The 12,949-nt window shown below is 68.1% G+C and carries 15 protein-coding genes; 6 read left to right on the plus strand and 9 right to left on the minus strand.

The window, feature by feature from the left end; translation table 11 throughout:
* Positions 1–39 precede the first annotated feature (39 nt).
* From ABZ420_RS00120 to ABZ420_RS00130, 3 genes are all read left to right on the plus strand, one after another.
* The gene (locus ABZ420_RS00120) at positions 40–1,782 is read left to right on the plus strand and encodes a GMC family oxidoreductase (protein WP_357115455.1); all 1,743 of its coding nucleotides are present in this window, start codon (positions 40–42) and stop codon (positions 1,780–1,782) included.
* Positions 1,783–2,002: 220 nt separating this feature from the next.
* A complete protein-coding gene (locus tag ABZ420_RS00125) occupies positions 2,003–2,473 on the plus strand; it encodes a MarR family transcriptional regulator (protein ID WP_357115458.1) in 471 nt (156 codons plus the stop codon).
* Entirely contained in the window at positions 2,470–2,952 is a 483-nt protein-coding gene (locus tag ABZ420_RS00130; RefSeq protein WP_357115461.1) for a hypothetical protein, read from the plus strand. The genes ABZ420_RS00125 and ABZ420_RS00130 overlap by 4 nt, the downstream gene beginning before the upstream one ends.
* A gap of 28 nt (positions 2,953–2,980) precedes the next feature.
* Here the strand turns inward: ABZ420_RS00130 and ABZ420_RS00135 are convergent, their stop codons facing one another.
* The 3 genes from ABZ420_RS00135 to ABZ420_RS00145 form a co-directional block, all read right to left on the minus strand.
* Positions 2,981–3,757, minus strand: a complete 777-nt coding sequence (locus ABZ420_RS00135; protein ID WP_357115464.1) for a DUF1206 domain-containing protein — start codon at positions 3,755–3,757, stop codon at positions 2,981–2,983.
* A gap of 263 nt (positions 3,758–4,020) precedes the next feature.
* Positions 4,021–4,221 carry an FAD-dependent oxidoreductase gene (locus ABZ420_RS00140; RefSeq protein WP_357115466.1) on the minus strand — a complete coding sequence of 67 codons (201 nt, stop codon included), beginning with the start codon at positions 4,219–4,221 and terminating at the stop codon, positions 4,021–4,023.
* The gene (locus tag ABZ420_RS00145) at positions 4,218–4,451 is read right to left on the minus strand and encodes a hypothetical protein (protein ID WP_357115469.1); all 234 of its coding nucleotides are present in this window, start codon (positions 4,449–4,451) and stop codon (positions 4,218–4,220) included. Before ABZ420_RS00145 ends, ABZ420_RS00140 begins: the two co-directional genes overlap by 4 nt.
* Positions 4,452–4,630: 179 nt before the next feature.
* Between ABZ420_RS00145 and ABZ420_RS00150 the strand changes: the two genes are divergently transcribed.
* A complete protein-coding gene (locus ABZ420_RS00150; protein ID WP_357115472.1) occupies positions 4,631–6,163 on the plus strand; it encodes an acyl-CoA synthetase in 1,533 nt (510 codons plus the stop codon).
* A 7-nt stretch (positions 6,164–6,170) separates the two neighbouring features.
* Here ABZ420_RS00150 and ABZ420_RS00155 read toward each other — a convergent pair whose 3' ends face one another.
* Complete coding sequence (locus ABZ420_RS00155) at positions 6,171–7,118, minus strand: alpha/beta hydrolase (protein WP_357115475.1); 948 nt, start codon at positions 7,116–7,118, stop codon at positions 6,171–6,173.
* Positions 7,119–7,230: 112 nt separating this feature from the next.
* Positions 7,231–8,115, minus strand: a complete 885-nt coding sequence (locus ABZ420_RS00160; protein ID WP_357115478.1) for a TetR family transcriptional regulator — start codon at positions 8,113–8,115, stop codon at positions 7,231–7,233.
* A gap of 157 nt (positions 8,116–8,272) precedes the next feature.
* Between ABZ420_RS00160 and ABZ420_RS00165 the strand changes: the two genes are divergently transcribed.
* Positions 8,273–9,493 carry an acyl-CoA dehydrogenase family protein gene (locus tag ABZ420_RS00165; protein ID WP_357115480.1) on the plus strand — a complete coding sequence of 407 codons (1,221 nt, stop codon included), beginning with the start codon at positions 8,273–8,275 and terminating at the stop codon, positions 9,491–9,493.
* Positions 9,494–9,760: 267 nt separating this feature from the next.
* Here ABZ420_RS00165 and ABZ420_RS00170 read toward each other — a convergent pair whose 3' ends face one another.
* Both ABZ420_RS00170 and ABZ420_RS00175 read right to left on the minus strand, forming a co-directional pair.
* A complete protein-coding gene (locus tag ABZ420_RS00170) occupies positions 9,761–10,006 on the minus strand; it encodes a CsbD family protein (RefSeq protein WP_067802064.1) in 246 nt (81 codons plus the stop codon).
* A 123-nt stretch (positions 10,007–10,129) separates the two neighbouring features.
* Positions 10,130–10,549, minus strand: coding sequence for a hypothetical protein (locus tag ABZ420_RS00175; protein ID WP_357115483.1), 420 nt, complete (start codon positions 10,547–10,549; stop codon positions 10,130–10,132).
* Between the two features lie 216 nt (positions 10,550–10,765).
* Between ABZ420_RS00175 and ABZ420_RS00180 the strand changes: the two genes are divergently transcribed.
* On the plus strand, positions 10,766–11,050 hold the full coding sequence (locus ABZ420_RS00180; RefSeq protein WP_357115486.1) for a hypothetical protein: 285 nt from the start codon (positions 10,766–10,768) through the stop codon (positions 11,048–11,050).
* A gap of 55 nt (positions 11,051–11,105) precedes the next feature.
* Here ABZ420_RS00180 and ABZ420_RS00185 read toward each other — a convergent pair whose 3' ends face one another.
* Positions 11,106–12,329, minus strand: coding sequence for an NADH:flavin oxidoreductase (locus ABZ420_RS00185; protein ID WP_357115489.1), 1,224 nt, complete (start codon positions 12,327–12,329; stop codon positions 11,106–11,108).
* Positions 12,326–12,907, minus strand: a complete 582-nt coding sequence (locus tag ABZ420_RS00190; protein ID WP_357115492.1) for a TetR/AcrR family transcriptional regulator — start codon at positions 12,905–12,907, stop codon at positions 12,326–12,328. Before ABZ420_RS00190 ends, ABZ420_RS00185 begins: the two co-directional genes overlap by 4 nt.
* Between the last annotated feature and the right edge of the window lie 42 nt (positions 12,908–12,949).

Genomic DNA, 12,949 nt, shown 5'->3' on the forward strand with positions numbered 1-12,949 from the left:
TCCTCCGCGGCAACAACTTCGACAACTGGTGGAGATCAGATGACGTTCGACTACGACGTGGTGGTCGTCGGTTCCGGCTTCGGCGGCAGCGTGACCGCACTGCGACTGACCGAGAAGGGTTACCGGGTCGGCGTGCTCGAGGCGGGAAGGCGCTTCGCCGACGACGAGTTCGCCGGAACCTCGTGGGACGCGAAGAAGTACCTGTGGGCCCCGGGACTGGGCTGCTTCGGCATCCAGCGGCTGACGCTGCTGAAGGACACCTTCATCATGGCGGGCGCGGGGGTCGGCGGTGGCTCGCTGGTCTACGCGAACACGCTCTACGAGCCGCCGGACAAGTTCTATCAGGACCGCCAGTGGGCGCACATCACCGACTGGAAGGACGAGCTCGCTCCGCACTACGACCAGGCCAAGCGGATGCTCGGCGTCACGGCCAACCCGGCGACAACGCCGTCGGACCGCGTGCTGGCCGAGATCGCCGAGGAGATGGGCGTCGGCTCGACCTACCGCAGCACGCCCGTCGGCGTCCTGTTCGGCGGCAACGGCGTGCGGCCCGGTCAGGATGTGCCCGACCCGTACTTCGGCGGCGTCGGCCCCGCGCGCAGCACCTGCACGCACTGCGGCGAGTGCATGACCGGCTGCCGTCACAACGCCAAGAACACCTTGGTCAAGAACTACCTCTATCTCGCCGAGCAGGCCGGGGCGACGGTACACGCGCTCACCACGGTGACCGATGTGCGCCCGCTGCCCGGCGGCGGCTACGAGATCGCCACTGTCCGCACCGGACGCTGGATCCGTAAGGCTCGCCGCAAGTTCACCGCCGAGCAGGTCGTCTTCGCCGCAGCCGCCCTGGGCACTCAGAAGCTGCTGCACCGGCTGCGCGACCGTGGTTCGCTGCCGGACATCTCCCCGCGGCTGGGCGAGCTCTCGCGCACCAATTCCGAGGAACTGCTCTCGGTGCGCAGCCGCCGCAAGGACTCCGACTTCACCAAAGGGGTGGCGATCACCTCCTCGATCCACCCGGACGACGACACCCACATCGAGCCGGTGCGCTACGGCAAGGGCAGCAATGCCATCGGCCTGATCGGCACCGCCATGATCGACCCGGACGGGCACACCCCGAAGCTGCGCCTGTGGGCGCGGACGATGCGCAAGCTCGGCCGCGATGCTCTGCACCTGCAGAACCCGCGCGGCTGGTCGGAACAGATGATCGGGCTGCTGGTGATGCAATCGGTCGACAACTCCATCACCACCTACACCAAACGCGGTCTGTTCGGTCGTAAGATGACCACCAAACAGGGTGTGGGCGAACCGAATCCGACCTGGCTACCGGCCGGGCACGAGGTGGCCCACCGGGTCGCCGACAAGATCGACGGCATCGCGGGCGCCGGCTGGAGCGCCCTGTTCGACATCCCGATGACCGGGCATTTCATCGGCGGCTGCGTTATCGGCGACTCCCCGGAAACCGGCGTCGTGGATCCGTACCATCGGATGCACGGGTATCCGGGGCTGCACGTCATCGATGGCTCGACCATCTCGGCCAACCTCGGTGTGAACCCTTCGCTCACCATCACCGCGCAGGCCGAACGGGCCGCCGCTTTGTGGCCGAACAAGGGTGAGCCGGATGCCCGCCCGCAGCTCGGCGCGCCTTACCGGCGCATCGCCCCGGTGCCGCCGCGCAATCCGGTGGTCCCGGCCGATGCGCCTGCCGCGCTACGGCTGCCGATCGTCGAGATCAAAGGGCCGGTCGACCGGTCCGAACCCGCCGCCGACCATCTCGGCTGAGCACCGGAATCGTGGACGGGTGATCCGGGTCAGGCGCTGAGGAGGCGTTCGGTCAACGGCGCCAGATCCGCGCGATCGCGCGGCGCTGCTGCTCGACGATCTTCCAGCTGCTCTCACGGTCGAGGACTGTCGATCGGGCGGGCATGGAGCACCTCCGATATAATTGGTCAGGCTATCTGACTAATATTGTCGGCGTCTCGTACCAACGTCAAGGAGTGGGATGGCGGAGGAGATCAACGTCGGCCTGTTGATGCAGATCGCATTTCGGGCGATGGAGCAACGGGTGCTGACAGCTCTGACCGATTCGGGATTCGACGACATCACCGTCGCGCAGGCGAGGATAGTCGCCCAGATCGACGCCGCGGGCACCCGCCTGACCGAACTGGCCGAACGAGCGCAGATCACGAAACAGACCGCCGGCTTCCTCGTCGACCAGGTCGAACGTGCCGGTTATGTGGAGCGGGTCCCCGATCCGAGCGACCGCAGGGCCCGCCTCGTGTGCCTGACCGAACGCGGCGAGCAAGCGGCAAGTTTCGCCAATTCGGTGGCCGAACGCGTCGAGCAGGAATGGGCTGCGCATTTGGGCGCCAAGGGAATGCGGCAGCTGCGGCAAGCGCTGAATCGCCTGCGCGAGATCACCGACCCCTACCCTGACCGGCAGCGATCAGAATCGGGAGCGATCATCACTTGAGCGAAGATCAGGGTCCTACGCCACTGCGCTACAACCAGACGGGCCTGCGCGGAAGGCTCGCCCGGTTGCTCGTCGAGCAGGCCACCGACGAGATCGATTGGCCCGCGGACCTTCCGTCCGGCACCGACACCGTGGTGATCATCGATGACCAGCCGAACCCCCATCACACCTTGCGCGTGCACCCGCCGGATGACCCCGCGCGCGTCGCCTTGGTCGTGTACGACCAGTTGGCGCTCTGCGACGACCGGCCGCGCATGGATCCACGACGAATCGAGCTCAATCGCAGGCACAGCCGGGAGATGGGTTCGCTGTTCGCCCGGTTCCTCGACGCCCACCCCGATGTCGAATGCGAAGTGCACGCGGCACAAGCGACTCCGGAGCAAGAAGACGCGTGGACTGCCTTCAGCGCTGAACTCTTCGCTCGGCAACAGGCCGAGCGATCCGCCCTTGCCGCGAAGATCGAAGCCGAGCGGCGGTAGGCGACGACGCCGCCTACCTTCGCCCGATTCACACCGGAACCCCTCCGTAGGTCCGCCGATATTTCGCTTGCAGGAACGACAGGACCCCGAACGCCATCAAGCCGAGGGATACCAGGATGAGCAGCCAAGGACCGAGGGTACTGCCGGCGAAATCGTGCAGTACCGCATCCACGCCTTTGACGTTCGCCGGCTCGTAGTTCGCGGCCGCTACCACCGCGGCGAGCCCGATCCCCATGACGATCAATCCCCGCGCCAGATAACCGAACCGGCCCAGCCAGATCACGCTTTCACGGGACGCCTGGGTCATCCAGCCCATCCGCAGGTCGTCGACGAAAGCCAGACGAAGCCCGCGCAGGGTGGTCAGGACGCCCAAGGCGAGGATGACCAAGCCGATCAACAGGACGACCACTTGCCCACCGTCCCAGGCCAGGATCCGGGCGGTCACGTCGCGTGCGACGGCCTCACCGGGCTGCGGCATCCGGCCGTCCACAACGAACCGCAGGATGACGAAGAACGCTATGGCGTAGGCCAGCCCAATTGCTAACGCGCGCAGGCGAAGTCCGCTCGGGCTCCCCGCGGGCGCGCCGGCAGCCTGCGCCAGCCGCCACGCGGCCAGGGCGGCGAATCCGAGGGCAAGGATCCACAGCAGGAGATATCCCAACGGTTTACCGGCGAGCGCGGCGAGCGCCCCGCCCGCGGTCGGCTCATGTTGTGCGGCGCCGACCGCCAGCATGAAGGCGAGAATACCGATGACGATGTAGGCGATTCCGCGTGCGATGAAGCCGAATCTCGCAGCCCCCGCCAATCCCCCGGATCCCGCGTGCCTGCGCGGACCCCTGCTGTCACGCCGCCGGCGGCCGCCATACCGGCCGCGCCAGCCGCTTCCGTAACCGCTGCGCCACCGGCCGTAACCCCCCCTGCGGGTGCGGCGCCGTCGATATCTGTCAGCACTTCGGAACAAGCTCATGATTCTCACCTCTCCATGGACCGTATTGCCCACTTCGGGTGGAATAACCGGACGACATCGTCGAAAAGCGTGAAACCGCCGCGCCGCTCAGGGCGCGGCGGTCACTTCGGGACAGCCAGATAATCCTGGACGGCGTCGACGGCCCTGCGGGCGCTCTCCGCCGCGGACTCCATGGTGGACGGCAGATCGGCCCGGGTCCAGTCACCGGCGAGGAAGAGCCCGCGGATGGGCGTCGCCTGACTCGGCCGCAGCGACTCGAATCCCGGATGAGCGGAGAATGTGGCCTGCGGCTGGTGAATCACCTTGGTTCGCAGAACCCGCGCGGTGCGCGCTTCCGGATAGTGCTGGTGCAGCGATTCGATCGCCCGGCTGATGAATTTCCTCGTCCGATGAAGTGCAGGGCTCGGGCGAAGGTGAAAGCCGATACCCTGTCGGGCTTCTCGTTCAGCAGGCCGATCACGAGCTGGTCCAGGGTCAGCTTCCGCAACGACTCGGGCGCGCCGATGTCGCGGAACCAGCGGTCGACGGTCATCGCGTCCACGCCTGATATTGTGCCGAATAAACCAGAACCGTCGTTTACTTTCAGCTATCGTACGGTGGCAGAGCAACCGCTCTGCGGGACACCAGGGATGCCGGCGCGGCCGAGGATCCGGGGAGCCCGCGCAGGCCGGGCGGTCGGGCACCGACCGCTCCGTTCCACCGAGGAGCCGCATGTACCCCGGCGCACACGTCGACCGATTCCCTGACAAACCGGCTGTTGTCCGCGCCGAGAGCGGTGAAGTGCTGACCTATCGAGAACTCGAGGAGAACTCGGTCCGGCTGGCCCGCCACCTGTACGACGCGGGTTTGCGCAAAGGTGATCATGTCGCGCTGCTGTCCGGGAACGACCCGAAAGTCTACGAGGTCTACTGGGCGGCATTGCGAACCGGGCTTTACATCACCGCCGTCAACCGGCATCTGTCGCCGAGCGAGATCAGCTACATCGTCAACGACTGCGGAGCCAGGGCGCTGATCGTGTCGGCTGGTCTCGCCGGCGCCGCCGAGCAGATCGTGGCGCAGACCCCCTCGGTCGACATCCGCCTCGCATTCGGCGGCCCGGTGCAGGGGTACAAGTCCTATGAGGACGCCCGGGCGGCCGCCTCGCCCGAACCCCTGCCGGACCAGCCGCGCGGCGCGGACATGCTCTATTCCTCGGGTACCACCGGACGGCCCAAGGGCATCAAACAGCCCCTGCCGGACCGGCAGGTCGGCGATGCGCCCGGCGACACCTATACCGCGATCTTCGGCCCGCTCTACGGATTCGACGCCGAGACGGTCTACCTCTCCCCCGCCCCGCTCTATCACGCCGCGCCGCTGCGCTTCGGTGGCGTGGTCCACGCGCTCGGCGGAACTTTGGTGATCATGGAGAAATTCGACGCCGAGCAGGCGCTGGCCGCCATCGAGCGCTACCGCGTGACGCACAGCCAATGGGTGCCGACCATGTTCGTCCGGATGCTGAAGCTCGACGAGGCGGTCCGCGCCCGCTACGACATGTCCAGCCTGCGGGTCGCCGTGCATGCGGCGGCACCGTGTCCGGTCGACGTGAAGCGGGCGATGATCGATTGGTGGGGCCCGATCCTGCACGAGTACTACGCCTCGACCGAGGCCAACGGCGCCACCTTCATCGACAGCGAGCAGTGGTTGCGCAAGCCGGGATCGGTCGGCAAGGCCGGTCTGGGGACGATCCGGGTGTGCGGCGACGACGGCGCGGAACTGCCCACCGGTGAGATCGGCACCGTCTATTTCGAACGCGACCAGATCCCCTTCGCCTATCACAACGACCCCGCCAAGACGGCGGAGGCGGTCCACCCCGAACACCCGACCTGGACCACCACCGGCGATATCGGCTACGTGGACGAGGAGGGCTATCTGTTCCTCACCGACCGCAAGGCCTTCATGATCATCTCCGGTGGCGTGAACATCTACCCGCAGGAGGTCGAGGACGCGCTCGCCCTGCACCCCCGGGTGCTCGACGTGGCGGTGATCGGCGTGCCCGACGAGGAGATGGGCGAATCGGTCAAGGCGGTCGTCCAACCGGCGCCGGGCGTCGAACCGGGCCCGGAACTCGCCGCGGAGCTGCGCGACTACCTGCGCGAGCGCATCGCCCACTACAAGGTGCCGAAGAGTTTCGACTTCGCCGACGACCTGCCCCGGACCCCCACGGGGAAGCTGGTCAAGGGCAAGCTCCGCCGGCGGTACGTGTGAGTGTCGCTCAGGCGGCGTAGGTGAGGTCGGCGGTGCCGCCCTCACCTGCCCGCGCCAGCAGGCGTGCGACGGCCTCGGCCACCTGGCCGGGCTGCTCCAGGATGACGGAGTGACCCGCGCCCTCGATCATCACGAAGTCCGAGTACTCGACGGCGGCGGCCATCGCGACGGAATGCGACGGCGGCGTCATCAGGTCGGCGGAGCCGCACAGCACCAACGTGGGGATCCGGGAGAGAACCGGGAGCGCGTCGGTCCGGTCGTAGACCATGAAGTCGCTCAAGAAACTCGCCATCGTGACGATCGGTGTCTCGTTGCGCATCGCGTTGGCCAGGGCGAGCACCCGGGAGCTGACGTCACCATCACCGAATTCCGCGGTGCGGATGATCGGCGCGAAGAGCTTGCAGGCCGCGAGCTTCGCGTGGTGCATCAGGCGCGGGGCACGGCGGACGGCCGCCTGGAAGACGGAGACGACCGGGTTGCGCAGCAACCGGCCGAAGCCCGCGTCGGCGAGCCCGTCGGCAGCGGTCGCGAGGAGCGCGACGCCGACGATGCGGGTGCCGATCTCGTGCGGGTTGCGGCGGGCGTAGGTCAGCGCGGTCATGCCGCCCATCGAGTGACCGACGAGGACGACCGGTCCGGTGGGGGCCACGGCATCGAGAACCACCCGCAGGTCGCGGCCGAGCTGCTCGAGGTTGTAGGTCTGCCGGGACGCCGAGGCGGACTCGCCGTGACCGCGGTGGTCGTAGCAGACGACCCGCGCGCCGGGGTTCCTGCGCACCAGGGCGTCGCGAACGTAGGTCCAGGACTCGGTGCGCAGGCAATGTCCGTGCAGCAAAACGACGGTGAGGTCCGCGTCGCGCGGGCCGTATTCGCGAACCGCGAGGGCCACGCCGTCTTCGGTCCGGACCGTGGCACGCCGCTCCGCCGCGGTGGGGATTGTGCTGGGGATCGACATGGGATGCTCCGGTTCGCCGGCGGTGACACGTCTTACTGTCCGCCGTCCCAGCCGCCGGCATCAGGCCCCCGAGTGGTGGTGTCCGGTCCCCGAGGGTGTGGTCGATCGCCACCTAGGTGAGGCGGGAGCGAGGCGGCTGGTTCGCAGGATGGATGCCGAGCACTCCCAAGGCGAAATCGCCGTACCGTGCGGCCACTTCCTCCGGCGTCGCCGGGCCGGACTCGCGAAACCACTGCGGGATGGCGGTGCACATGGTGGCGATGGCACGACCCGCCGCCCGGATATCGGGAGTGGCGATGCGGCCCTCGTCATGGGCCTCGGTGATCGCGTCGTCCAGGATGGCCTGGATGTCACCGCGGGAACGGGCGATGCGCACGCGTTCGCCCGGAGACAGACTGCGCATCTCGCTGGCGCCGATGAACCCGAGGTCGCGGCGGTGGGTGTGGAACAGGGCCAAGGCTTCGACGATCAGGCGCACCCGGTGAACGCTGTCGCGGCCCTCCGCGCGGGCGGCGCGCACCCGCCAGTGCAGTTCGTCCATGGTCAGGTCGAGGATGCGCACCAGTAGCTCATGCTTGTCGCGGTAGTGGTGGTAGAGGCCGGGAACGCTGGTGCCCGCCCGCCGGGCCAGGGCGCGCACGGTCGTGCCGTGATAGCCGATCTCGACGAACGAGGCGAGGGCGGCGGCCAGCACCGGGTCGACGTTCAACGGAGCGAAGTCGCGCCAGCCGCCGTGTGCCCCCGGCTCGGCGTCGGTCCGGTCGTAGCTCGGCCGGGGCACAGAGGCCATGTCACCGAGCAGATGCGTGACCGGCACCCCGAGCACATCGGACAACCGGGTCAGGCGTACAACCGAGATTCCGGTCTTTCCCGTCTCCATGGCGCTGAGCGTCGCGGGACTCACCTCCAGCCTGCGGGCCAATTCGCGCAGAGACAAGCCGGCGGCGCGGCGCGCACGACGGATCGCCTCGTGTGGCGATACGGCCCCATCTTCCATAATGTTCAGAATAACTGAACAAGATACTTTGACCACTCCCGCCCAATAACGCTAGACCAAGGCACTTTGACACCGATCGCCCCCAGTGAGACAGTGTTCAGATGGAGCGATCGTTCGGTCTGAAGACGAGGCTCCGGATGTCGAGGAGGAATGCGCGATGCCGATCGATCTGACCTATTCCGACGAAGTACGGGCGCTGACCGATCGCACCCGCGCGTTCGTGCGGGAGACGGTGCTGCCGATCGAGGACGAACACCACGGCGACATCACCGCCGCGGGTGGTGACGATCTGCGCGCCACGCTGAACGAGCAGGCGCGCCGAGCCGGCGTCTTCGCGCCCCACGCCCCCGTCGAGTACGGCGGTCACGGCCTGTCGATGTCGGATCGCGCCCCGGTGTTCGAAGAGGCGGGCTACTCGCTGTTCGGCCCGACCGCGCTCAACATCGCGGCGCCGGACGAGGGCAATGTGCACATGCTCGCCCACATCGCCGATCCGGAGCAGAAGTCGCGCTACCTCGAGCCGCTCGCCCGCGGGGCGGTGCGCTCCGCCTTCGCGATGACAGAGCCCGCACCCGGCGCGGGCTCCGATCCGGCGGCGCTGGCCACCCGGGCCGTCCGCGCCGACGGCGGCTGGCGCATCAACGGTCACAAGTACTTCATCACCGGCGCGGACGGCGCGGGCTTCTTCATCGTGATGGCCCGCACCTCCGGCGAACCGGGCCAGCGCGGCGGGGCGACCATGTTCCTGGCCCCTGCCGACACCCCCGGCCTGCGTGTGGGCAGGCATATCACCACGCTCGACCGGGCCATGATCGGCGGCCACTGCGAGGTCTTCTTCGAGGACATGTTCGTTCCCGACGAAGCGGTGCTGGGCGCTGTCGACCGCGGCTTCGAATACGCCCAAGTGCGGCTGGGTCCTGCGCGCATGACGCACGTGATGCGGTGGCTCGGCGCGGCTCGGCGCGGTCACGACATCGCCGTCGCGCGCGTCGCTCAGCGCGAAGGATTCGGTGCGCGCATCGGCGATCTCGGCTTGGCGCAACAGATGATCGCCGACAACGAGATCGACATCGCCGCCACCCGTGCGCTGCTCGTGCGCGCCTGTTGGGAACTCGACGGCGGGGAGCACGCGGGCAACGCCACCTCGATAGCGAAGACGTTCGCCGCCGAGGCGATCTTCCGCATCGTCGACCGGAGCATCCAGTTGTGCGGCGGTCTCGGCGTCTCCGACGACCTGCCGCTGGCGCGCCTGTCCCGCGAGGTGCGGCCTTTCCGCATCTACGACGGGCCCTCCGAGGTGCACCGATGGGCTATCGCCAAGCGGGCGGTGAGTGCCGCCCGGCGGGCCGCGGCCCACGGGTCCGGCCCTTCGCACTGATCCGGTAATCCGCCGGGCGAGGCCGGAAGTCCGCTCGTCGGCCGCCTACAGGCACAGCTCTCCGCGTAGCATGCGGATTTCATGGTTCCGCCGACACGGAGTTCCTCGCCGGCCGAGAGCGTTGCTCGGTCACCTGCGCGAGCCGGCGTGTTTCACCCTCGGTTAGGCGTGCCGACTCGATGACCAACCCACACGCGAACACCCCGCCGCCGCCAGCTGGGCTGACGGCGGCGGGGTGTGTCTGCGGTCGGACGAACCGAAGGGTGATTACCGTCCGTGCTGATGCGCGGACTGGCGGGCCTCGTCGACGTCCGCTTCGGCCCTGGCCTTCTCGGCGGCGGCTTCCTTGCCTGCCGCCTCGCGCTGCGAGTCCGCCTTGTCCTGCTGCGCGCGGCCCTCGTCCTTCAGATCCTCGTGACCGGTGACGGTACCGGCCGCTTCCTTCACCTTGCCCTTGACATCTTCGACGACGCCTTCGACGCCTTCACGAGCACCGCTTCCATGTTCAGCCACAACAACCTCCTGGAATATCGGAACAAGCTGACATCTCGCGCATACCCGGGAGACCGGCCTCGAACCGTCTTCGGCGAGAAAGACCGGCGTCGCGCGCGTCGTGCCTGGTCGCGGGCGGTGGCATCAGCGAAGCGGGGTGGTCTCGCTCGGGCCTTGCCGATACCGGGTCATCGTGAGCCGCTGTTCGCGGTCGTTGTACTCCGGAATCGGCAGCGGGAACCAGTAGCTGCCGTCGAGCCAGGCCTGCCCGAGCAGCGGGACCGGCTTCTGCAGGATGTCGACCCCCTTGCCGTGCGGCGGGCTCCCGAAGGTCCCGACCGGCGCACCGTCGATGAAGAACTCCACCCGTTGCTCGGTGAGGCGGACGGCGTAGGCGTGATCGTCCGACAGCAGCGCCGGGTCGAGCGGGGTGATATGCGGTACCAGCTCACCGCCCCGTTTGACCATCAGGAAGAAGCCGCGGGGCAAGTCCTGCCGGTCGGCGCGATCATCACGATGGTGGCGATGCTGGTCGCCGTGCTGACCACAGGGCTCTGAAAACATCGGCACCGAGGAGCGCCGCGTCGTCGCGTGGTCGCCGATAGAAGAATTCGATCGCGTTTTCGGTCCGGCCGTTCCCTGCCGGCTCCGGAGACCCGGGCGTGCCGACCTGGGCGGGCATGCCAGGCCGCGTCGGTGTCCGAATACCCTCTGCTACAAGCGCTTTGGTCATGCGACGCAGCGCCGTCGGCCGGCGTGGATCCGACCGGACAGGGGAAGATGAGCCAGCCCACGAAAAGCCCGATCGCCGCAGCACGCGACTTCGTTTCCGCCTGCGCGACGCTGACCAGTCTGATCGATCTCGCCGGGCACCCCGCGACATCCCCTCGATTGCGAGTGACGCTTGCGGACTATTGCCGCCGTCACGCCGCAGTCGATCCCGGGCTGGCCGCGAATTTGTCCTTCTGGAAGCGACGTCGCGCTTCCTTGACGCCCGACGATCACGATGCGGTTCACGCCATCCTCACCCGCGATGGCGCGATCCTCCGCGCGTTCCGCCAATGATCGCCGAGGGAGCCGCACCCGCCCCGCCCGGCGCCGTGCGGATCGACAGCTGACCCTATGCGAGCGCTTCGGTGCCGCCGATGCCCGACATCGTCAGCTCGACGGGTTCCCGCGGCTGGTCGGGACGGAACACGCAGCGTGTGCACGTGTAGATCGTGGGCATGCACTCGTTGCAGTGCACGCAGGCCGACCGGGTCGTCGCGTCGGATCGGATGCGCTGCAACAGGTTCGGTTCCCGGAGCAGAGCACGGCCCATGGCGACGAACTCGAAGCCTTCCGCCATCGCGAGCCGCATGGTGTCCAGATTCGTGATGCCGCCGAGCAGAACCAGGGGCATGGTCAATTCTCGCCGGAAGTGCCGCGCCCGCTCGAGCAGATACGCCTCCTGATACGGGTACTCCTTCAAGAACGCCTTACCGACCATCCGGAATCCCCAGCGCGCGGGCACCGGGAGCACATCGCCGAACGACCGCCGCGGGGCGGCACCGTGGAACAGCAGCATCGGGTTCAGCAGCGAACTGCCCGCCGTCAGCTCCAGCGCGTCCAGGGTGCCGTCGGCTTCCAGCCACGCGGCGACCTGCACCGACTCCGGCACGGTGAGCCCGCCCCGCACTCCGTCTTCCATGTTCAGCTTCGCCGTCACCGCGAGCCGGCCGCCCACGGCCTGCCGTACCGCGGCGGCGATCTCGCGCGCCAACCGCGCCCGGTTGGCCAAGCTTCCGCCGTAACGATCGTCGCGGCGGTTCAGCTTGGGGCTCAGGAACGAGCTGACCAGGTAGTTGTGCCCGAAGTGAATCTCCACCGCATCGAAGCCGGACGCTTCGGCCAGCTTCGCCGCGTCGGCATGAGCGGCCACGAGTTCACGGATCCCGTTCTCGTCGGGACTGCGCATCATGCGCATCGAGAGGGGGCTCAACATCCGGCTCGGCGCCAGCGCCGGAACCCGATTGGAGGCCGCGTTGGCCACCGGACCCGCATGGCCGATCTGCGCACTCACCGCGGCGCCTTCACCATGGACGGCTTCGGTGAGCCTCCGCAATCCCGGCACGGCGTCCGGACGCATCCAGATCTGGTGCCGGTCGGTCCGGCCACCGGGAGCGACAGCGCAGTACGCCACCGTGGTCATCCCGACACCCCCGGCGGCGACCTCGCGATGGAACTCGATCAATTCATCGGTCACCAGAGCGTCCGGAGTGCGGCCTTCGAAGGTCGCGGCCTTGATCACCCGATTGCGCAGGGCGATCGGTCCGAGCCGGGCCGGTGCGAATACGTCGTTCATCGTTGTTTCTCTCCTGTCGGCGCGGTCAATCCGGCCACTACGAATTCCCGGAGGGTGGCCACCGCCTCCCGCGACATCTCCCGGTGCTCCGCACTGCCGAATCGCATGATGAGCAGGTCGAACGCCAACATCCACCGGCGGCGGCTCGCACGCTCGCTCACGCCGGGCAACAGGCTCGCCCACGCATCGATCCGGAACCATGGCTGCCGCCATTCGGTCACTTGCCTGCCGAGGACGAATTGCGCCAGCAGTCTCAGGTGCAACCGCCCAACGGGATCGGCGGCCAAGGCGACGAACGGCTCGATCACCGCATCGACCACCTCGGCGATCGACCCGTGCCCGCTGGTGACAGCGGCCAAGCGGTCCTCCCACACCGGCCCCAGCCGTTCCTCGAGCAACGCGGCGACGAGGGCGTCCTTCGACCCGAAGTGGTAGTGCACCGCCGCCGGGTTGGCCCCGGCCTGCGCACAGATCCCGCGAACCGACACCTCGTCGTAGCGGCCCTCCAGCAGCAGTCGTTCCGCGGCTGTCAGCAGGCGATCGCGGGTGGTCGCCGCCTCGGAGACCTGTTTCGGCATGCGCTAAGTGAAGCACGTCTCCATCGCCGGTTCAATCACTGA

Source organism: Nocardia sp. NPDC005745, from assembly GCF_040630775.1.
Classification (GTDB): domain Bacteria; phylum Actinomycetota; class Actinomycetes; order Mycobacteriales; family Mycobacteriaceae; genus Nocardia.

Coding starts and splice junctions, on each gene's coding strand:
- ABZ420_RS00120 (WP_357115455.1), top strand. CDS start 40: ATGACGTTCGACTACGACGTGGTGGTCGTCGGTTCCGGCTTCGGCGGC.
- ABZ420_RS00125 (WP_357115458.1), top strand. CDS start 2,003: ATGGCGGAGGAGATCAACGTCGGCCTGTTGATGCAGATCGCATTTCGG.
- ABZ420_RS00145 (WP_357115469.1), bottom strand. CDS start 4,451: ATGACCGTCGACCGCTGGTTCCGCGACATCGGCGCGCCCGAGTCGTTG.
- ABZ420_RS00150 (WP_357115472.1), top strand. CDS start 4,631: ATGTACCCCGGCGCACACGTCGACCGATTCCCTGACAAACCGGCTGTT.
- ABZ420_RS00155 (WP_357115475.1), bottom strand. CDS start 7,118: ATGTCGATCCCCAGCACAATCCCCACCGCGGCGGAGCGGCGTGCCACG.
- ABZ420_RS00160 (WP_357115478.1), bottom strand. CDS start 8,115: ATGGAAGATGGGGCCGTATCGCCACACGAGGCGATCCGTCGTGCGCGC.
- ABZ420_RS00165 (WP_357115480.1), top strand. CDS start 8,273: ATGCCGATCGATCTGACCTATTCCGACGAAGTACGGGCGCTGACCGAT.
- ABZ420_RS00175 (WP_357115483.1), bottom strand. CDS start 10,549: ATGTTTTCAGAGCCCTGTGGTCAGCACGGCGACCAGCATCGCCACCAT.
- ABZ420_RS00180 (WP_357115486.1), top strand. CDS start 10,766: ATGAGCCAGCCCACGAAAAGCCCGATCGCCGCAGCACGCGACTTCGTT.
- ABZ420_RS00185 (WP_357115489.1), bottom strand. CDS start 12,329: ATGAACGACGTATTCGCACCGGCCCGGCTCGGACCGATCGCCCTGCGC.
- ABZ420_RS00190 (WP_357115492.1), bottom strand. CDS start 12,907: ATGCCGAAACAGGTCTCCGAGGCGGCGACCACCCGCGATCGCCTGCTG.